18 protein-coding genes are annotated in these 18,560 nt (G+C 73.0%); 14 read left to right on the top strand and 4 right to left on the bottom strand.

From position 1 onward, the window contains the following. The first annotated feature begins 5 nt into the window (after nucleotides 1-5). From BS83_RS20565 to BS83_RS20545, 5 genes are all read left to right on the top strand, one after another. Complete coding sequence (locus BS83_RS20565; RefSeq protein WP_037605137.1) at nucleotides 6-938, top strand: ribonuclease Z; 933 nt, start codon at nucleotides 6-8, stop codon at nucleotides 936-938. A 140-nt stretch (nucleotides 939-1,078) separates the two neighbouring features. Then, complete coding sequence (locus tag BS83_RS20560) at nucleotides 1,079-2,146, top strand: PhoH family protein (RefSeq protein ID WP_037605136.1); 1,068 nt, start codon at nucleotides 1,079-1,081, stop codon at nucleotides 2,144-2,146. 56 nt (nucleotides 2,147-2,202) lie between these two features. Next, a complete protein-coding gene (ybeY, locus tag BS83_RS20555) occupies nucleotides 2,203-2,691 on the top strand; it encodes an rRNA maturation RNase YbeY (RefSeq protein ID WP_037605135.1) in 489 nt (162 codons plus the stop codon). A gap of 14 nt (nucleotides 2,692-2,705) precedes the next feature. Continuing rightward, nucleotides 2,706-4,052: a hemolysin family protein gene (locus BS83_RS20550; RefSeq protein WP_037605134.1), complete on the top strand. Its 1,347-nt coding sequence runs from the start codon at nucleotides 2,706-2,708 to the stop codon at nucleotides 4,050-4,052. A 132-nt stretch (nucleotides 4,053-4,184) separates the two neighbouring features. Next, entirely contained in the window at nucleotides 4,185-5,384 is a 1,200-nt protein-coding gene (locus BS83_RS20545; RefSeq protein WP_051943458.1) for a M20 metallopeptidase family protein, read from the top strand. A gap of 5 nt (nucleotides 5,385-5,389) precedes the next feature. Here BS83_RS20545 and BS83_RS20540 read toward each other — a convergent pair whose 3' ends face one another. Further along, nucleotides 5,390-6,430 (bottom strand): Lrp/AsnC family transcriptional regulator, encoded by a 1,041-nt coding sequence (locus BS83_RS20540; protein WP_037605133.1) that lies wholly within the window; start codon nucleotides 6,428-6,430, stop codon nucleotides 5,390-5,392. Between the two features lie 139 nt (nucleotides 6,431-6,569). On the opposite strand from BS83_RS20540, the gene BS83_RS20535 reads away from it, so the two are divergent. After that, nucleotides 6,570-7,949, top strand: coding sequence for an MFS transporter (locus tag BS83_RS20535; protein WP_051943456.1), 1,380 nt, complete (start codon nucleotides 6,570-6,572; stop codon nucleotides 7,947-7,949). Between the two features lie 24 nt (nucleotides 7,950-7,973). Further along, nucleotides 7,974-9,185: a M20 metallopeptidase family protein gene (locus tag BS83_RS20530; protein ID WP_037605132.1), complete on the top strand. Its 1,212-nt coding sequence runs from the start codon at nucleotides 7,974-7,976 to the stop codon at nucleotides 9,183-9,185. Here the strand turns inward: BS83_RS20530 and BS83_RS20525 are convergent. Then, complete coding sequence (locus BS83_RS20525) at nucleotides 9,182-10,054, bottom strand: LLM class flavin-dependent oxidoreductase (RefSeq protein ID WP_037605131.1); 873 nt, start codon at nucleotides 10,052-10,054, stop codon at nucleotides 9,182-9,184. The two genes, BS83_RS20530 and BS83_RS20525, sit on opposite strands and share 4 nt — an antisense overlap. A 51-nt stretch (nucleotides 10,055-10,105) precedes the next feature. Between BS83_RS20525 and BS83_RS20520 the strand changes: the two genes are divergently transcribed. The 4 genes from BS83_RS20520 to era all read left to right on the top strand — a co-directional run bounded on the left by BS83_RS20520 (nucleotide 10,106) and on the right by era (nucleotide 12,375). After that, a complete protein-coding gene (locus tag BS83_RS20520) occupies nucleotides 10,106-10,465 on the top strand; it encodes a hypothetical protein (RefSeq protein WP_037605130.1) in 360 nt (119 codons plus the stop codon). Between the two features lie 86 nt (nucleotides 10,466-10,551). Next, nucleotides 10,552-10,710, top strand: coding sequence for a hypothetical protein (locus BS83_RS45570; RefSeq protein WP_157597258.1), 159 nt, complete (start codon nucleotides 10,552-10,554; stop codon nucleotides 10,708-10,710). 97 nt (nucleotides 10,711-10,807) lie between these two features. Further along, on the top strand, nucleotides 10,808-11,407 hold the full coding sequence (locus BS83_RS20515; protein ID WP_037605129.1) for a Uma2 family endonuclease: 600 nt from the start codon (nucleotides 10,808-10,810) through the stop codon (nucleotides 11,405-11,407). Nucleotides 11,408-11,442: 35 nt separating this feature from the next. Next, on the top strand, nucleotides 11,443-12,375 hold the full coding sequence (era, locus tag BS83_RS20510; protein ID WP_037605128.1) for a GTPase Era: 933 nt from the start codon (nucleotides 11,443-11,445) through the stop codon (nucleotides 12,373-12,375). A gap of 18 nt (nucleotides 12,376-12,393) precedes the next feature. Here era and BS83_RS20505 read toward each other — a convergent pair whose 3' ends face one another. Next, entirely contained in the window at nucleotides 12,394-13,458 is a 1,065-nt protein-coding gene (locus BS83_RS20505; RefSeq protein ID WP_037605126.1) for a LacI family DNA-binding transcriptional regulator, read from the bottom strand. Nucleotides 13,459-13,666: 208 nt separating this feature from the next. On the opposite strand from BS83_RS20505, the gene BS83_RS20500 reads away from it, so the two are divergent. From BS83_RS20500 to BS83_RS20490, 3 genes are all read left to right on the top strand, one after another. After that, nucleotides 13,667-14,944 carry an MFS transporter gene (locus tag BS83_RS20500; RefSeq protein ID WP_037605125.1) on the top strand — a complete coding sequence of 426 codons (1,278 nt, stop codon included), beginning with the start codon at nucleotides 13,667-13,669 and terminating at the stop codon, nucleotides 14,942-14,944. Nucleotides 14,945-14,973: 29 nt separating this feature from the next. After that, nucleotides 14,974-15,672, top strand: a complete 699-nt coding sequence (locus BS83_RS20495; RefSeq protein WP_037605124.1) for an alpha/beta fold hydrolase — start codon at nucleotides 14,974-14,976, stop codon at nucleotides 15,670-15,672. Nucleotides 15,673-15,744: 72 nt separating this feature from the next. Beyond that, nucleotides 15,745-18,225 carry a beta-glucosidase family protein gene (locus BS83_RS20490; protein ID WP_037605123.1) on the top strand — a complete coding sequence of 827 codons (2,481 nt, stop codon included), beginning with the start codon at nucleotides 15,745-15,747 and terminating at the stop codon, nucleotides 18,223-18,225. 45 nt (nucleotides 18,226-18,270) lie between these two features. Here BS83_RS20490 and BS83_RS20485 read toward each other — a convergent pair whose 3' ends face one another. Further along, nucleotides 18,271-18,537, bottom strand: a complete 267-nt coding sequence (locus BS83_RS20485) for a protealysin inhibitor emfourin (RefSeq protein ID WP_408641021.1) — start codon at nucleotides 18,535-18,537, stop codon at nucleotides 18,271-18,273. Between the last annotated feature and the right edge of the window lie 23 nt (nucleotides 18,538-18,560).

Genomic DNA, 18,560 nt, shown 5'->3' with positions numbered 1-18,560 from the left:
GCACGGTGTCGGCGCGCGAGCTGGTCGTGCTGGGCACGGCCAGTCAGGTGCCCACGCGGCACCGGAACCACAACGGCTACCTGCTGCGCTGGGACGGCGAGGGCCTGCTCTTCGATCCCGGCGAGGGCACCCAGCGGCAGATGCTGCACGCCGGGGTCAGCGCCCACGACATCACCAGGATCTGCGTCACGCACTTCCACGGCGACCACTGCCTCGGCCTGCCCGGCGTGATCCAGCGGATCAACCTGGACCGGGTACCGCATCCGGTCACCGCCTACTTCCCGGCGTCCGGCGCGCACTGGTTCGAGCGGCTGAGGAGCGCCAGCGCCTTCTACGAGACGGTCGAGCTGCAGGCGCAGCCCGTCGCGGGCGAGGGCGGCCCGTTGAAGGCGCCCGGGCGGGAGGGAGCGCCGTTCGCGCTGGAGGCGGCGCGGCTGTCGCATCCCGTCGAGTCCTACGGCTACCGCCTGGTCGAGCCCGACGGACGCCGGATCCTGCCGGAGCGGCTGCGCGCCCTCGGCATCGGCGGCCCCGAGGTCGGGGTGCTGCAGCGGGACGGGCGGCTGGTCCGCGAGGGGCGGCCGGAGGTCACCCTGGGCGAGGTCAGCGAGACGCGGCGTGGGCAGCGGGCGGCGTTCGTCATGGACACCCGCCTGTGCGACGGCGTCCACGCGCTGGCCGAGGGGGCCGATCTGCTGGTCATCGAGGCGACCTTCCTGGACGCCGACGCCCACCTCGCCGAGGAGCACGGCCACCTCACCGCCGGTCAGGCGGCCAGGGTCGCGGCGGAGGCGGGCGTCCGCACGCTCGTGCTGACGCACTTCTCCCAGCGCTACCCGGACCTGGAGGGGCACCTGGCGGAGGCCGGGCGGAACTTCGACGGCGAGATCGTCGTCGCCACGGACCTGATGCGGGTCGCGGTGCCGTCACGCGTCTGAACGCGCATAAAACACTGGCGGATCTCCGCTGAGCAGCGCAGCATCATTGTTCCCGGCCGTTCCGTCCGTCGTACCCTTTTCCTATCCGGCACGATGGACCCGACAGTGAAATGGGATGAGGCAGGCCTCAGCGCCGACCTATGACTTCTCACACACAGGCGCCCTCCGACACGCAGCCCGCGCAGGCGCGGCAGGCCCGGACCCAGGCGCGCATCGTCATCCCGGAGAAGCACCCGATGGTGACGGTGCTGGGTACCGGCGACTCACTCCTCCGCGTGATCGAGAACGCTTTCCCCACCGTCGACATCCATGCCCGCGGCAACGAGGTCACCGCCACCGGCGACCCGGTCGAGACCGCTCTGGTGCAACGCGTGTTCGACGAGATGATGCTGGTGCTCCGCACCGGCCAGCCCCTGACCGAAGACACCGTGGAGCGTTCGATCGCCATGCTGCGCAAGGCCGCCGAGGACCCCTCCAGCCCTGAGGCGCACGAGAGCCCCTCGTCCGTCTTCACCGCCAACATCCTGTCCAACCGGGGCCGGTCCATCCGCCCCAAGACGCTGAACCAGCAGGGCTACGTCGACGCGATCGACCGCCACACCATCGTCTTCGGCATCGGCCCGGCCGGTACCGGCAAGACGTACCTGGCCATGGCCAAGGCGGTGCAGGCGCTGCAGGCCAAGCAGGTCAACCGGATCATCCTGACCCGGCCCGCCGTCGAGGCGGGCGAGCGGCTCGGCTTCCTGCCGGGCACGCTCTACGAGAAGATCGACCCCTACCTGCGCCCGCTCTACGACGCGCTGCACGACATGATCGACCCGGACTCGATCCCGCGGCTGATGGCGGCGGGGACGATCGAGGTCGCGCCGCTCGCGTACATGCGCGGCCGTACCCTCAACGACGCGTTCATCATCCTCGACGAGGCGCAGAACACCAGCGCCGAGCAGATGAAGATGTTCCTGACCCGTCTCGGCTTCAACTCGAAGATCGTGGTCACCGGCGACATCACGCAGATCGACCTGCCCGGCGGCACGGTCAGCGGCCTGCGCGTGGTCCAGGACATCCTCGGCGATGTGGAGGACATCCACTTCACCCGTCTGACCAGCGCGGACGTCGTGCGGCACAAGCTGGTGGGGCGCATCGTCGACGCCTACAGCCGGTTCGACGCCCACAGCGCCGCGCCGCGCCAGCACCGCCACTCCGAGTAACCCCTTCACCCCCTCCCTCCCACCGAGTCAGCAGAAAGCCGAGACCCGCACCCGCCATGGCGATCGACATCAACAACGAATCCGGCACGGAGGTCGACGAGGAGGCGCTCCTCGACGTCGCCCGCTTCGCGCTGGACCGGATGCGCATCCACCCGCTGTCCGAGCTCTCCGTCATCGTCATCGACGAGGAGGCCATGGCGGCCCTGCACGTGCAGTGGATGGACGAGCCGGGCGCCACGGACGTGATGTCCTTCCCGATGGACGAGCTGCGTCCGGGCAAGGAGGACGAGGAGCTGCCGCAGGGTCTGCTCGGCGACATCGTGCTCTGCCCGGAGGTCGCCACCAAGCAGGGCGCGGCCAACGGCCACTCCATGGACGCCGAGCTCCAGCTGCTCACCGTCCACGGCGTGCTGCACGTCCTCGGCTACGACCACGAGGATCCCGAGGAGGAGCGTGAGATGTTCGGGCTGCAGAAGCGCATCCTGGACGACTGGCGCGCCTCACGGGGCGAGACAGGTCCCTCGCCGGCCCCGACCACCCGATAAGGCGGGTACCGGGGATGAGCGGCAGTAGTACCAGCTTCCTCGTCGGGGCGGTGCTGCTCGTCATCTGCGCGTGGCTCGCCGCCTGCGCCGAGGCGGGCATCTCGCGCGTTTCGCGCTTCCGCGCCGAGGAGGCGGTCCGGGCCGGCCGTCGCGGCTCCGAGCGGCTGCTCGCCATGGCGAGCGACCCGATCACCTACCTGAACCTGGCGACCCTGATCCGGGTCACCTGTGAGATGGCGGCGGCGGTGCTGGTCACCGTGGTCTGCGTGCGCAGCTTCCACGAGACCTGGCAGGCGGTGCTGGTCGCGATCGGGGCGATGGTGCTGGTCTCCTTCGTCGCGGTCGGCGTCTCGCCGCGCACGATCGGGCGGCAGCACCCGCTGAACTCGGCCACGGCCGGCTCCTTCGTGCTGCTGCCGCTGGCCAGGGTGATGGGGCCGATCCCGCGCCTGCTGATCCTGCTCGGCAACGCGCTGACGCCGGGCAAGGGCTTCCGTGAGGGCCCCTTCGCCTCGGAGGCGGAGCTGCGGGCGCTGGTGGACCTGGCCGAGAAGGACGACCTGATCGAGGACGAGGAGCGCCGGATGGTGCACTCGGTCTTCGAGCTGGGCGACACCATCGTGCGCGAGGTGATGGTGCCGCGCACCGACCTGGTGATGATCGAGCGCGGCAAGACCGTGCGGCAGACGCTGACCCTGGCGCTGCGGAGCGGTTTCTCCCGGATCCCGGTGGTGGGCGAGAACGAGGACGACGTCGTCGGCATCGCCTACCTGAAGGACCTGGTCCGTCGGACCCACGCGAACCGTGACGCGGAGAGCGAGCCGGTCGGCCAGGTGATGCGGGCGGCGACCTTCGTCCCCGACAGCAAGCCCGTGGCCGACCTGCTGCGGGAGATGCAGCGGGACCGGATCCACGTCGCGGTCGTGATCGACGAGTACGGCGGCACGGCGGGCCTGGTGACCATCGAGGACATCCTGGAGGAGATCGTCGGCGAGATCACCGACGAGTACGACCGCGAGACGCCGCCGGTGGAACCGCTGGCGGACGGCTCGTACCGGATCACGGCGCGGCTTCCGGTGGAGGAGCTGGGCGAGCTCTTCGGCATAGAACTGGAGGACGAAGACGTCGAGACGGTCGGCGGCCTGCTGGCCAAGGCGCTCGGCCGCGTCCCGATCCCCGGATCCGACGCCGAGGTCCCGGTCCCCGAGGACGACGAACTCCCCATCGCGGCGATCCGCCTGACGGCCGAGAGCACAGCCGGCCGCCGCAACCGCATCGGGACGCTGCTCGCCTCCGCGGTCCCGCGGAGCTCGCGCCACGACGAGCCCGACGAGTCGGAGCTGCGGCCCGAGTCGGACTAGGGACGGGTACACCCGGGCGCGGCTGATCCGTGCGCGCGGCGGCGTGGGGCGGTCGATCCGTGCGTCGGCGCGACAGCGCCCGTCCGGCGTCCGACGATGGGGCACCATCCCTGGTCCCCTGAGGAGACGCCGATGTCGCCCACCCTTGCCGAGTCCGCCGCGCTGCTCCGGCCGGAGCTGGCCGCCCTGCGACGAGAGCTGCACCGGGAGCCGGAGATCGGTCTGGATCTGCCGTTGACGCAGGCGCGGGTGGTGGCGGCGCTGGACGGTCTGGGTCTCGAGGTGGCGCTGGGGGAGAAGCTGAGCAGTGTCGTCGCTGTGTTGCGGGGTGGGCGGCCCGGTCCTGCGGTGCTGTTGCGTGGCGACATGGACGCGTTGCCGGTGCAGGAGACGAGCGGGTTGCCGTTCGCGTCGGGCATCGACGGGGCGATGCACGCCTGTGGGCACGACCTGCATGTGGCGGGTCTGGTCGGCGCGGCGAAGCTGCTGGCGGAGCGGCGGGAGGAGCTGGCCGGGTCGGTCGTCTTCATGTTCCAGCCCGGCGAGGAGGGCTCCGGCGGCGCCCAGATCATGATCGACGAAGGGGTGCTGGACGCGGCGGGTGAGCGTGTGGTCGCCGCGTACGCCCTGCACGTCGCGTCGGCGCTGCTGCCGCAGGGCTGGGTCGCCGGGCGCCCCGGCCCGATCATGGCCGCCTCGGACACCCTGCGGGTGACCCTGCGGGGGCGCGGCGGCCACGGTTCCAGCCCGCACATCGCCCTCGACCCGGTGCCGGCGGCCTGCGAGGCGGTGCTCGCCCTGCAGACGATGGTGACCCGCCGCTTCGACGCCTTCGACCCGGTCGTGCTGACGGTCGGCACCTTCCACGCGGGCACCGTGGAGAACGTCATCCCGGAGACGGCGAGCTTCGCCGCCACCATCCGGTCCTTCTCCGAGGAGGCGCGCGCCCGCGTCGCGGAGGAGACGCTGCGCGTCGTGCACGGCGTCGGGGCGGCGCACGGGCTCACCGTCGAGGCGGAGCTGGAGAGCGGGTACCCGGTCACCGTCAACGACCACGCCGAGGCGGCGTTCGCCGCCCGCACGGTCGCGGAGGTGCTGGGGGAGGGGCGTTATGTCGAGATGCCGCACGCGGTCGCGGGCTCGGAGGACTTCGGCGTGGTCGGCGCGCTGGTGCCCTCGGCGTACGTGATGCTCGGCGCCTGCCCGGCGGACCGCGATCCGTTCACCGCGCCCTACAACCACGCCCCCGAGGCGGCGTTCGACGACGCGGTCGTGGCCGACGGCGCGGCGCTGCTGGCCGGGCTGGCGCTGGGGCGGCTCGCGCGGGGCTGAGCGGTTCAGGCCTGGCCGGTCTGCCAGGGGTCGATCGGGACGTAGCCGTTCGCGCGGCCGTCAGGGTCGAGCAGCCGGCCGACCAGTTTCACCGTGCGCAGCGTGACCTGACGCCCCACCACCCGGGCGGCGGGGAAGCGCTGCGCCATTGCGGCCTCGATCCGCCGGGCGTCCCCGACCTGGTGGGTCATCACATAGGCGGCCACGTTCGCCGTCGAGCCCGCCACCAGGCCGCACATCCTGGTGGCGGGCAGCTCGCCCAGCCAGCCCGTCGCGGCGTCCAGCTCACGCGCCGGGACGTCCAGCCAGAGCATCGTGCCGACCACGTGCCCGCCGAGCCGCGGGCTCGCGTCGCAGCGCAGCACCAGACGTCCGGACTCGCGCAGCTCGCCGAGCCTGCGGCGCACGGTGGTGGCGGGCAGGCCGGTGCGTTCGGCGAGTCCGGCGAAGGACATCCGGCCGTCCGCGCCCAGCGCCTGCATCAGTGTGCGGTCGGCGAGCGCGCGCCGGGCCAGGGTGGCCCGCAGGGCCTGCTCCGCCGGTGCCGCCTGCACGGTGGCACCGGCGCCGCCGATCGCCTCGCGCTGCGCCGGGTCCAGCGCGCCCTCGCGCCAACGACTGCCCTCGCGCAGGGTGCGCTCCACGAAGGCGGTGCGGGTGCGCAGCACGCCGGGCACCCGGCCGACCCGGTCCAGCACGTAGCCGGTGATCTGCTCGGGCTCCAGCGCGGCGACCGTCAGCATCAGGTCCGCCTCGCCGCTGATCACCTCGACCGTCGGGGTCTGCGGGTCCTCGGCCAGCGTCGCCGCGACCGAGGGGACGGAGTCGGCCCGACACTCGACCAGGACCAGGGCGGTCAGCCCGATCCCCATCCGCTCGGCCGAGGGGTAGCAGGTCACCCAGGCGTCTCCGTCGCCGGAGAGCCGGGCCCAGCGCCGGGACAGGGTGGCGGGATCGACGCCGAGCGGTCCGGCCAGCCGGGACCAGGACGCCCGCGGGTCGACGCGCAGCGCGTCGACGAGGGAGAGGTCGAGTTCGTCGATCATGGCGGAATGGCTGATCCTTGCGCGCGGGGGCAGCCGGCTGCCGATTCGTGCGGCGGCGGCTCCGGGCCACCCAGATTAGCCATCCTTTCGCCCACCCGACGCCCCGCGCCGCTTCGCGCGCCGACATCCGGATGTGCCCATGCCTCGCCTTTCCCGCGCACCACTCATCGGGCTGCTCGTGCTGGTGGAGTTCTTCAGCGGGGCGCTCCAGGGCGCCTTCCCGATCCTGCTGCCCGACCTGGCCAGGTCCCTCGGCTTCGGCGCCGGCGACCAAGCCCTGGTGCTCGGGGTGAACTTCCTGGTCGCGGGGGTGACGGTGCCGCTCAGCTCCCGGCTCGGCGACCTCTTCGGCCATCGCAGGCTGCTGCTGGCGACTCTGGCGCTGACCTGCGTCGGCTACGTGCTCTCCGCCGCCGCCACCGGCCTGGCGCTGCTGCTGGTCGGGCAGGCGCTCGCGGGCCTGCTCAGCTGCTGGCTGCCGCTGGAGTTCGCGCTGCTGCGCGACCGGCTCGGCGAGGAGCGCGGAGGCCGCGCCGTCGGGCTGCTGGTCGGCTCGCTCACGCTGGGCACGATCGTCGGCGCGGTCACCCGTCCGGGTCTCTGGGTGATGGCGGCGCTTCCCGCCGTGTCGCTGGTCGTCGTGCTGCTGTGGGTGCCGGAGTCGGCGACCCGCGCCGTCGGGCGGATGGACTGGCTCGGCGCGCTGCTGCTCTTCGTCGGGCTCGGGCTGCTCTTCGGCAGCTTCAGCAGTGTCGGCAAGTCGACCGGAGTGCTGCTGACGGGGGGTCTGCTGCTGGGCGCGGCGGCGCTGCTGGTCCTCTTCGTCCGCAGGCAGCTGCGCGTTCCCGCCCCGACCGTGGACGTGCGGATGCTCGCCCGGCGGGCGACGGCGCCGGTCTTCGGGCTCAGCTTCCTGCTCGGCTGCGCCCTCTACGGCGCCCAGTCGCCGACCCTGTCCTTCCAGGCGGCCGACCCCGTGAAGACCGGTTACGGCCTCGGCGCGGACTCGCAGCTTCTCGGACTGCTCTCGCTCCCCGCGGTGCTCGGCGCGCTGACGGGCGCGCTGGTCGCCGACCGGCTCGGACGCCGTTTCGGCGCGCGCGCCGTGCTGGCCTGCGGCTTCGCGCTGAGCGCGGTCGGCTATGCGGTGATCGCGCTGAACCACGGCAGCGCCGCCGCCTTCGTCGCGCCCAGCGCCTTCGCCGGCTTCGGCGCGGGCCTCGGACTCAGCCTGCTGCCCGGCCTGTTGATGCGCCGTCTGCCCGCCGACCAGACCGGCATCGGCACGGGCGTCTACAACACCCTCAAGACGCTGGCCGGCGCGGCGGCGGGCGCGGGCGGGGCGGCCGTGCTGGACACGCTGCTGCTGCGTCCCGGCGTGTCGAGCCAGGGAGCCTATGTCGCGATCTGGGCGGCCTGCGCGCTGCTCTGCGCGCTCGGGGTGCCGGTGGCGCTGGCGCTGCGCGGGGCCTCTGCCGCGGCGGCCTCCGGGCGGCTAGCCTCGGAGCAACCAGTGTGATCAACACGTCGGGGAGGACCGTCCATGACCACACCCACGCTGCTGGAATCCGCCGCGCTGCTCCGGCCGGAGCTGGCCGCCCTGCGACGAGAGCTGCACCGGGAGCCGGAGATCGGTCTGGATCTGCCGTTGACGCAGGCGCGGGTGGTGGCGGCGCTGGACGGTCTGGGTCTCGAGGTGGCGCTGGGGGAGAAGCTGAGCAGTGTCGTCGCTGTGTTGCGGGGTGGGCGGCCCGGTCCTGCGGTGCTGTTGCGTGGCGACATGGACGCGTTGCCGGTGCAGGAGACGAGCGGGTTGCCGTTCGCGTCGGGCATCGACGGGGCGATGCACGCCTGTGGGCACGACCTGCATGTGGCGGGTCTGGTCGGCGCGGCGAAGCTGCTGGCGGAGCGGCGGGAGGAGCTGGCCGGGTCGGTCGTCTTCATGTTCCAGCCCGGCGAGGAGGGCCGCGGCGGCGCGAAGATCATGCTGGACGAGGGCCTGCTGGACGCCGCGGGTGCGCAGGTGGTCGCGGCGTACGGACTGCACGTCGTGGCCGGACTGCTGCCCGGCGGCGTGGTCTCCGGCCGTCCGGGCGCGGCGATGGCGGCGGCGGACACCCTCTACGTCACCATGCGCGGACGCGGCGGCCACGGCTCCGCGCCGCACGCCGCGCTCGATCCGATCCCCGCGCTCTGCGAGGCGGTGACGGCGCTGCAGACGATGGTGACCCGCCGCTTCGACGCCTTCGACCCGGTCGTGCTGACGGTGGGCCACCTGCACGGCGGCACCATCAACAACGTGATCCCCGACGACGCCTGCTTCGAGGCGACCGTCCGCACCTTCTCGCCCGAGGCGCGGGCGCGCGCCGAGGAGGAGACGCTGCGGGTCGTCCACGGAGTCGCCGCCGCGCACGGTCTGGAGGTCGACGCCCGCTACGAGCGGCTCTACCCGGTGACGGTCAACGACGCGACGGAGGCGGAGTTCGCCGCACGGACCGTCCGCGAGCTGCTGGGCGAGGACCGGTTCCGCCCGATGGAGCAGCCGCTCACCGGTGCGGAGGACTTCTCCTACGTCTGCGAGCAGGTGCCCTCCGCCTACTTCTTCCTCGGCGCCTGCCCGCCCGACCGGGACCACACCACCGCCGCCTACAACCACTCCCCTGAGGCCTTCTTCGACGACTCCGTGCTCGCGGACGGCGCGGCCCTGCTGGCCCGACTGGCGATCGCCCGGCTGGAGCGGGAGGCCACCGCCTAGCCGGCCCGCCTGGCCGAGAGGACGGCCTCGACCTGCGCGAGCGGGTCGGGGCCGCACGGACGCAGGACGACGGTCCCCGCCCCGGCCGCGGCCAGCGCGTCGACGGACGCCGAGGCCTCGGCGGCGGAGCCGGAGACGGAGAAGGTGTCCTTGTGGCACCGGCCGAGCCAGTCGGCGTGGCCGGCGACGGCCTCGCGCAGTGCGGGCGCTGCGGCCTCGCCGACGCCGAGGAAGGCGAAGACGGTGAGCGCGTGGTCGGAGGCCGCGCCGCCGCGCTCCGCCGCCGCGCGGACGTTCCGCAGGTCGTCCGGGCCGTGGCCCTCGGCGACGAGGGTGCCCTGTGCCGCGCGTCCGGCCAGCTCCAGCGATTTCGGCGAGACCACGCCCGCGATCACCGGCGGCACCGCCTCCGGCGCGGGCGGGTGCACCAGCCGCACGCCGTCCAGGCGCAGCTCGCGCCCGTCCAGACTCACCTCCTCGCCGCGCAGCAGCGCCCGCACTGCGGTCAAGGTCTCCTCCAGGAGCGCCAGCGGCGAACGCGGCGCGACGCCGAGCTGCTGCATCCACTCCCGCACCCCGTGCCCGATCCCGGCCACGAAGCGCCCGGGGTGGACCCGCGCCAGAGTGGCGACCTCCATCGCCAGCAGCGCCGGACTGCGCAGCGGCGCGGGCGCGATGCCGAGACCCACCCGGAGCCGTTCGGTCGCCCCGAGGGCGACCGCCGCGGCCGAGATCCCGCCGTTCCAGCCCAGGTCCTCGACCACCCAGAGGTCGTCCGCCCCGAGCCGCTCCGTCTCCCGCGCGAAGGCGGGCAACCCGGCCGGGTCCCAGGAGCGGTCGAACATCACGCCGATACGAGGATCAGTCATGGCGGCGAAGCTATCTGATCACGTGGGCTCAGGAGACCGTATTCTCTTGCCATGAGCGAGCAGCAGTCCGTCGAGCTTGACGCGGAAGACCAGAAGATCATCACCTTGGCCCGTTCGGTCCGCGCGCGCAACGGCGTCGCCGAGGGCGCGGCGGTGCGGGACGAGACCGGTCGCACCTACGTCGCCGGCACGGTGTCCCTGCCGTCCCTCCACCTCAGCGCCCTGCAGACGGCCGTCGCCATGGCCGTCGCCAGCGGCGCCAAGGGCCTGGAGGCGGCCGCGGTGGTCGGCGACGCCAACCACCTGGTGGACGCGGACCTCGACGCGGCCCGTGACCTGGGCGGCGCCGGCACCTCCGTTTTCCTGGCCGGCACCGACGCGGTCGTCCGCCAGACGGTCGTCCTGGACTGACCCGTCGGCCGTCTTGCCAACCGCCCCGTGACCGCTATCGTCGGGGCGGTGCCCGTCGGTGAGGCGCCGTGGGGCGGGGGTGGGGGATGAAGGGCATCGCGTTCATCGCGGGCGTGCTGTTCGTGCTCATGGGCATGGGCCACTGGCAGCAGGACCAGAACCCGGGCTGGCTGGCCGCCTCCATCATCGTGGCGCTGTTCACCGTCATCGGTGGCCTGGGGTCGCTCTTCAAGCGCGGGAAGTAACCGCGCGGCGCGTGCGTCGGCTGGGCGCTCCCACGTTCGGGTGAGTGATCAGCGAAAGCCTCTGGGTACGCTGGTCAGGACGACGAGGATCTCGCCCATGGGAGCAACGAGGACCGTCGCACCGACGAACACCCCGACGTGGCCTGTACCGCCACCGGGTGGCTGGACCTCGGCCGACCTCGACCGGCTCCCCGACCTGCCTCCGCACACGGAGCTTCTCGACGGGAACCTCGTCTTCAGGAGTCCGCAGCGAAACTTCCACAACTACGCGATCAATTTGCTGCAGTGCGGCCTGCTCGCAACACGACCCGTGGATCTCGCTGTCATCGGGGAAATGACCGTCACGCTGGGCAAGCGTGACCGGCCGGAGCCGGATCTCATGGTCGTGCCCAGAGCTGCCGTCATCGATGATCAGCAGTCCGACTACCAGCCGAAGGACGTCCTCCTCGCTGTGGAGGTTGTCTCCCCGGACTCGGTGGAGCGCGACCGCGAGGTGAAGCCGCGCAAGTACGCGGGTGCGGGCGTCCGGCACTACTGGCGGGTCGAGAACGAGAAGGGCGAGCTCGCGGTCTACGTCTACGAACGCGACGTGGCCACCGGCGCCTACCAGCCCGCGGGGATCCACCGCGGTCGGCTGACCCTCGACCTGCCGTTCCCGATCGACATCGATCTCGGCGACCCACAGCGCTGGCTCTGACCTCGCGCGCTCCCCGGGTAAGGGAGAATGGCGGCATGAGTTCCCGCCCCGCCCAGCAGCACCGCTCGGGTTTCGCCTGTTTCGTCGGGCGCCCCAACGCCGGCAAGTCCACGCTCACCAACGCGCTCGTCGGCACCAAGGTTGCGATCACCTCCGACCGTCCGCAGACCACGCGGCACACCGTGCGCGGCATCGTGCACCGCCCCGAGGCACAGCTCGTGCTCGTCGACACGCCCGGTCTCCACAAGCCCCGCACGCTCCTCGGCGAGCGGCTCAACGACGTCGTGCGCACGACCTGGGCCGAGGTGGACGTCATCGGCTTCTGCCTGCCCGCCGACCAGAAGATCGGCCCCGGCGACAAGTTCATCGCCAAGGAGATCGCCGGGATCAAGCGCCGCCCGAAGGTCGCGATCGTCACCAAGACCGACCTGGTCGACTCCAAGCGCCTGGCCGAGCAACTGCTCGACGTCGCCAAGATGGGCGCGGAGCTGGGGATCGAGTGGGCCGAGATCATTCCGGTCTCCGCCAAGGAGGGCAAGCAGGTCGACCTGCTGGTGGACCTGCTGGTGCCGCTGCTGCCCGAGGGCCCGCAGCTCTACCCCGAGGGCGACCTCACCGACGAGCCCGAGCAGATCATGATCGCCGAGCTGATCCGCGAGGCCGCGCTGGAGGGCGTCCGCGACGAGCTGCCGCACTCGCTGGCCGTCGTCGTCGAGGAGATGCTGCCGCGCGAGGGCCGCCCGGCCGACCGGCCGCTGCTCGACATCCACGCCAACGTCTACATCGAGCGGCAGAGCCAGAAGGCGATCGTCATCGGTGCCAAGGGCTCCCGCCTCAAGCACGTCGGCACCGTCGCCCGCAAGCAGATCGAGGCCCTGCTCGGCACGCCCGTCTACCTCGACCTGCACGTCAAGGTCGCCAAGGACTGGCAGCGCGACCCCAAGCAGCTGCGCAAGCTCGGGTTCTGACCCGGGCGGGAGGCGGGCTCAGCCGCTGTCGCGGGGGACGATGCGGCTGCTGCCGAGCTGGTGCGTCTCCACCGGGCTGTCGGGCTCGCGGATCAGACGGTCGATCAGATCTGCGAGCACCTGCCCGGTCGGCAGTGCTACCTGGACCGAGGTGAGCCGCGGGCGCAGCACCCTGGCCAGCATGGTGTCGTCGGAGCCGACGACCGCCGCCTCGGCGGGGACGGCGATGCCCGCGTCCTGGAAGGCGGCCAGGACCAGGGCCGCGTACTCGTCGTTGTAGCCGTAGAGCGCCGTGAGCCCGAGCGACCGCCAGCGGGCCGCGAGGGCGGCGGCGGCCTCCTCGGTGTAGTCCAGCGGCAGCGGCTCCACGCGTACACGCCCGGGGTTCACCGAGGCGGCCGCCGCCGCGCGGACGCCCGCCAGGCGCGGCTCGGTGAACGGGAGCAGGGTCCGGTCCGTGGGCATCAGCACGCCGATCGCCTCGTGGCCGCCCGCCAGCAGGTGCGTGCCGGCGCTCACGCCGATCTCTCGCTGGTCCAGCACCAGCGCGTGCGCGCCGGGGATCGGACGGGCGCCGAGTGTCAGCACGGCCCGGGTGCCGGAGCGCTTGAGGATCTCGACGCCTTCGGGGGTCAGCTCGTCGCCGGCCCCGGCCAGCACGGCCGTGGGCCGCAGCTCCGCCCAGGCCCGGGCGATGTCGCGTTCGCCGAGGTCGGAGCGGTTGCCGTAGAGGACGGCGGTGTAGCCGTGGTCGCGCAGGCCGGCCCGGAGCTCGGTGAAGAACTCGTTGAAGAGCGGTCCGAAGGTGATCTCGGGCGTCGCCAGCAGCACCAGGCCGGAGTGGCCCGCCCGCAGCGAGCGGGCGGCGGCGTGCGGGACATAGCCGAGCTCGTCGGCGGCGGCGCGGACCCGGAGCCTGGTCTGCTCGCTGACGCGCCCGCCGACGGTGTCGTTGAGCACATAGGAGACCGTGGCGCGCGAGACGCCGGCCAGGCGCGCGACATCGGCGCTGGTGGGAGCGCTGCCGGTGGCTGCGCTGCTGGTGGGCGCGGCGGAGGCTGCCGTGGGTGATGGCTGAGTCATTGCCCTCCACATCTTTCCAGAAGCGGGGGCTGGTGCGTCGGTGGAACGGGTGCTAAACATGTGGTTACACGAGTCATCATGACACGTGTCACCATACACCAGCACGAGTAGCGGCGCGGGGTTGCGAGACCCCGGCCCCTGCGGGTCCCCTCACCCGCCGGGGCGCTCCCACCTACTTCAGCGCCACCTCACGAAACAGGAGGGCGACGTGGCCCTTTCCGAATCGACCCCCGCCCCGGTCCCCACCCCGGTCCCCGCCCCGGTCCCCGCTCCGCCCGCTGCCCCTGCGGCGCCCGCGCAGGCGTCCAGAGGCCTGCTGCCGCTGCTGTTCACCGGCAACGCGGCCATGTACGCGCTCTATGTCGGCGTCGGGGCCATCCTGCTGCCGCTCCAGGTCGAGCACATCGCGCCGCACGACAAGGTCGCCATGCTGGGCCTGGTGTCCGGGATCAGCGCGATCTTCGCCGCCGTCTTCAACCCGGTCGCCGGCGCGCTGTCGGACCGGTCCGGCCGCCGCAATCCCTGGATCCTGGCCGGCGGCCTGCTCGCGGTGCCCGCCATGGTGCTGCTGGGCGCGGTGAACTCGATCCTGCTGGTCGCCCTCGCCTGGTGTCTGGGCCAGGCCGTCATGAACGTCTACCAGGCCGCGATCACCTCGATCGTCCCCGACCGCGTCCCCGAGGCGAAGCGCGGCACCGCCTCCGCCGCCGTCGGCCTCGGCCTGCCGATCGGCAGCGTGATCGGCGTCCTCGTCGGCAACGGCTTCTCCGGCGGCTTCCGCACCGGCTACCTGGTCCTCGGCGTCCTCGTCGCCGTCGCCGCGCTGCTGGTCTCCGGGATCGGCAAGGAGCAGCGCCGGCCCGCCAAGGCGCCCGCCTCCCTCGGCGAGCAGGCGCGGGTCTTCGCGGACAGCCTGCGGACCCACGACTTCCGCTGGGCCTTCATCGGCCGGGCCCTGCTGGTGCTGGGCTACTTCGCGATCAGCGGCTACCAGCTCTACGTCCTCCAGGACCACATCGCGCTGCCGCACGGGATGAGCGCCACCGCGGCCGCCGCCGTGCTGACGCCGGTCTCCAGCCTCGCCATGGTCGTCTCGATCGCGGTCTGCGGCCCGCTCTCGGACCGGATGGACGCCCGCAAGCGCTTCGTCGGCCTGTCGGCCGCGGCCTCCGGCGCCTGCGCGCTGATTCCCGTGGTGGCGCCCACCTTCGCCGGAATGCTGGTCTTCTCCGTGGTCAACGGTCTCGCCTTCGGCTGCTTCATGGCCGTCGACACCGCCCTGGTCACCCTGGTGCTGCCCAGGGCCGAGGACGCCGCCCGCGACATGGGCGTGCTGAACATCGCCAACGCCGGGCCGCAGATCGTGGCGCCCTTCATCGCCTCCGTCGTGGTCGGCCTGGCCGGCTACGACCTCCTCTTCCTGCTCGGCGGTCTGCTCAGCGTGCTCGGCGCGCTGGCCGTCCGGCCGATCCGTTCCGTCCGGTAGAAATCCGGGAAGCCTGAAAGGCACAGCACATGAGGCTCAACACCCGCGAGTGGGGCAGCGGCGACAAGGTCGCCCTGCTGGTCCACGGGATCATGTCCGACTCGCGCACCTGGCGGCTGGTCGGCCCGGCGCTCGCCGAGCGCGGCTACCGCGTCATCGCCGTCGACCAGCGCGGCCACGGCGCCTCGGGGCGCGGCGAGTACACCCCGGAGAACTACGCGGACGACCTGGTCGAGACGCTTCCCGGTGGGGCGGCCCTCGCCATCGGCCACTCGCTGGGCGGTCTGACGCTCTCGCTGGCCGTGGACCGGCTGAAGCCGGAGCGGGCCGTCTTCTCCGACCCGGCCTGGCGCCTCGTCCAGCCCGAGCAGGGCTTCGACCCGGCCATGTTCGTCGAGTTCGCGGCCCACGCCACGCGCGAGTCGATCGCGGCGACGAACCCGCGCTGGGCCGAGGAGGACGTCCAGGTCGAGCTGGAGACCCTCGCCGTCTGGGACGGCGCCACCGCGCTGGCGCTGTCCTCGCTGACCGAGGCGGCCGTGCTGCCGCAGAAGCCCGTCGTGCCGTCGCTGGTGCAGGTGGCGGACCCGAGCTTCCTGCTCTCGGCGGAGGACAAGGAGACGCTCCGTGGGCGGGGCTTCGAGGTGCGTACCGTCGAAGGCGCGGGGCACACGATCCATCGGGACGACTTCGCCGGCTTCATGGCCTCGCTCGACGGCTGGATCTGATCCGCCCGGCCCGGCACCGGAACTGACGCACATTCGGCAATCAGGCGGGGGAGTGGAAAGGACGTTGGAGAGATGACACCCGATCAGCAGCGGGAGACCGCCGTCGAGGCGGCGCTCGGCAAGCTCGACCTGGCCGCGAAGGTGGCCCTGCTCGCCGGAGCGGACATGTGGTCGCTGCCCGCGAACCAGGAGATCGGCCTCGGACGGCTGGTGATGTCGGACGGACCGGCCGGAGTGCGCGGCGAGCACTGGACGGCGGACGACCCGTCCGTCTCCGTGCCCTCGCCCACCGCGCTGGCCGCCGCCTGGAGCCGGGAGCTGGCCCACCGCACCGGGCAGTTGCTGGCCCAGGAGGCCCGCCGCAAGGGCGCGCACGTGGTGCTCGCCCCGACCGTCAACCTGCACCGCAGCCCGCGCGGCGGCCGCCACTTCGAGGCCTACTCCGAGGACCCGCTGCTCTCCGGCGAGATCGGCGCGGCCTTCGTCTCCGGCGTCCAGTCCGGCGGTGTCGCGACCACGCCGAAGCACTGGGTCGCCAACGACTCGGAGACCGAGCGCTACACCGTCGACGTCAGGGTCGACGAGCGGACCCTGCGTGAGCTCTACCTGGCGCCCTTCGAGGCGATCGTGCGCAAGGCCACGCCGTGGGGCCTGATGGCCTCCTACAACCAGGTCAACGGCGTCAGCATGAGCGCGAACCAGGAGCTCAACAACGGCGTGCTGCGCGAGGAGTGGGGCTTCGACGGGATCCTGGTCTCGGACTGGACCGGCGCCCGCGACACCGTCCGCGACGCGCTGGCCGGGCTGGACATCGCCATGCCGGGCCCGGTCACGGTCTACGGCGAGCACCTGGTCAAGGCCGTCCGCGAAGGGCTGGTGCCCGAGGAGACCGTCGACGAGCTGGCCCGCCGGGTGCTGCGGCTGGCCGCCCGCGTCGGCCTGCTGGCCGACGCCCCGGCCGCCGTGCCGGCCGAGGAGCTGCCGGCGGCGATCGACGGCGAGGCGTTGGCGCGCGAGGTCGCGGCCGCCGGCATGACGCTCGTCTCCAACGACGGCGTGCTGCCCCTCTCCGACTCCCTGGGCTCGGTCGCACTGATCGGCGCGGCCGCCGTCGAGGCGCGGATCGGCGGCGGCGGGTCGGCGCAGGTCTTCCCGACCCGCGTGATCGCCCCGCTGGAGGGCCTGCGGACCGCACTGCCGCAGGAGACCGCGATCGGCTTCGCCGTCGGCGCGGACCCGAACGTCGATCTGCGTCCGCTGGCCGCCAGGACCGAGGCGCGCTTCCTCGGCCGTGACGGCTCCGAGCTGGGCCGCGTCGCGCTGCCCGACGGCACCGCGCGCTGGATCGGGCAGCTGCCCGCCGGCATCTCCTTCGCCGACCTGGCCGAGGTCGAGCTCACCGGCGTCCTCGCCGCCCGGAGCGAGGGCCTGCACCGCGTCGGCATCCGCGGCGTGGGCAGGTTCGTGCTGGAGGCGGACGGCGCGGTCCTCTTCGACGACGTCGTGGTGCCCGTGGGCACCGATCCCGCCGCGGCCTTCCTCAACCCGCCGGAGCAGGTCTTCGAGCTGGAGCTCGACGGGGCGCGGACGGTGGCGCTGAAGCTGCGCCACGTGCTTCCCGAGAACAGCGGCTTCGCCGGATTCGGCCTGGTGTCCTTCGTCCTCGGGCACGGGGAGCCCACCGGCACGGCGGACGAACTGCTCGACGAGGCCGTGGCCGTGGCGGCCGCCGCCGACGTCGCGGTCGTGGTCGTCGGCACCACCGAGGAGGTCGAGAGCGAGGGCGTCGACCGTGCCTCGCTGGCCCTGCCCGGACGCCAGGACGAGCTGGTGGCGCGGGTCGCGGCGGTCAACCCCCGCACCGTGGTCGTCGTCAACGCGGGCGCGCCGGTGCTGATGCCGTGGCGCGACGACGTCGCCGCGGTGCTCCTGGCCTGGTTCCCCGGCCAGGAGGCGGGCGCGGCCCTGGCCGACGTGCTCACCGGCGCGGTCGAGCCGGGCGGGCGGCTGCCCACCACCTGGCCGGCCACCGAGGCGGACGTGCCGGTCTGGGAGGTCGAGACGACGGACGGCCGACTGGAGTACCGCGAGGGCCTGTTCGTCGGCTACCGGGCCTGGCAGCGCAGGGACGGCGCGGCGCCCGCCTACTGGTTCGGGCACGGGCTGGGCTACACCGACTGGTCCTACGAGGGGCTGGAGCTGCGCCTGCTCACGCCGGAGACCGGCGGCGCCGACCCGTACGCGCCGGTGGCCGAGGCCGTGGTCCGGGTGCGCAACACCGGCGCGCGGGCCGGGCGCGAGGTCGTCCAGGTGTACCTGTGCCCGGACCGGGCCGACGCCGCCACGCCCGGCAGTGCGCTGGCCGGCTTCGCGGCGGTCACCGCGGCGCCCGGCGAGCTGGCCGAGGCGCGGATCGGGCTGCCGCTGCGCGCCTTCCAGCGTTGGGGCGCGGAGGGCTGGACCGGTCGCGAGGGCGACCACCAGGTACGGGCGGGCCGCAGTGCTGCGGACCTGCCGTTGAGCGTCGCGCTCGAGGTGCCTCTCCCGCGCTGACGCCCGTTCTGCCCCGGACCGTGCCTGGTCCGGGGCAGCGCGCCGTCAGACGGTGCCCGCGTGGCTGAGCACGAGGGCGATCACCGAGCGCTGGCTCGCGGTCAGTTGCGGATCCGCGCAGTAGCCCGTCGGCCGTCCGTCCACGGTGATCGAGTAGTGGAAGCCCTCGGCCACGCCGAGCGAGGGGCTGCGCCCGCAGGCGCCCAGGGCCTCGCGCACCATGGCATGGATGTGGGGGGCGTCCGGACGTCCCTCGGTGTCCAGCACGGCCCGGTCCTCGATCGCGGTGAACCCGCCCGTACGGGTGACCATGATGCGCATAGTAATCAGTGTGC

This window comes from Streptacidiphilus rugosus AM-16 (assembly GCF_000744655.1).
Classification (GTDB): Bacteria; Actinomycetota; Actinomycetes; order Streptomycetales; family Streptomycetaceae; genus Streptacidiphilus; species Streptacidiphilus rugosus.
This window is presented reverse-complemented; position numbering and strand designations above follow the sequence as displayed.

Coding starts and splice junctions, on each gene's coding strand:
- BS83_RS20520 (WP_037605130.1), top strand. CDS start 10,106: ATGAGCGAGCAGCAGTCCGTCGAGCTTGACGCGGAAGACCAGAAGATC.
- BS83_RS45570 (WP_157597258.1), top strand. CDS start 10,552: ATGAAGGGCATCGCGTTCATCGCGGGCGTGCTGTTCGTGCTCATGGGC.
- BS83_RS20535 (WP_051943456.1), top strand. CDS start 6,570: ATGCCTCGCCTTTCCCGCGCACCACTCATCGGGCTGCTCGTGCTGGTG.
- BS83_RS20525 (WP_037605131.1), bottom strand. CDS start 10,054: ATGACTGATCCTCGTATCGGCGTGATGTTCGACCGCTCCTGGGACCCG.
- BS83_RS20540 (WP_037605133.1), bottom strand. CDS start 6,430: ATGATCGACGAACTCGACCTCTCCCTCGTCGACGCGCTGCGCGTCGAC.
- BS83_RS20490 (WP_037605123.1), top strand. CDS start 15,745: ATGACACCCGATCAGCAGCGGGAGACCGCCGTCGAGGCGGCGCTCGGC.
- BS83_RS20495 (WP_037605124.1), top strand. CDS start 14,974: ATGAGGCTCAACACCCGCGAGTGGGGCAGCGGCGACAAGGTCGCCCTG.
- BS83_RS20550 (WP_037605134.1), top strand. CDS start 2,706: ATGAGCGGCAGTAGTACCAGCTTCCTCGTCGGGGCGGTGCTGCTCGTC.
- BS83_RS20515 (WP_037605129.1), top strand. CDS start 10,808: ATGGGAGCAACGAGGACCGTCGCACCGACGAACACCCCGACGTGGCCT.
- era (WP_037605128.1), top strand. CDS start 11,443: ATGAGTTCCCGCCCCGCCCAGCAGCACCGCTCGGGTTTCGCCTGTTTC.
- ybeY (WP_037605135.1), top strand. CDS start 2,203: ATGGCGATCGACATCAACAACGAATCCGGCACGGAGGTCGACGAGGAG.
- BS83_RS20485 (WP_408641021.1), bottom strand. CDS start 18,537: ATGGTCACCCGTACGGGCGGGTTCACCGCGATCGAGGACCGGGCCGTG.
- BS83_RS20560 (WP_037605136.1), top strand. CDS start 1,079: ATGACTTCTCACACACAGGCGCCCTCCGACACGCAGCCCGCGCAGGCG.
- BS83_RS20530 (WP_037605132.1), top strand. CDS start 7,974: ATGACCACACCCACGCTGCTGGAATCCGCCGCGCTGCTCCGGCCGGAG.
- BS83_RS20545 (WP_051943458.1), top strand. CDS start 4,185: ATGTCGCCCACCCTTGCCGAGTCCGCCGCGCTGCTCCGGCCGGAGCTG.
- BS83_RS20505 (WP_037605126.1), bottom strand. CDS start 13,458: ATGACTCAGCCATCACCCACGGCAGCCTCCGCCGCGCCCACCAGCAGC.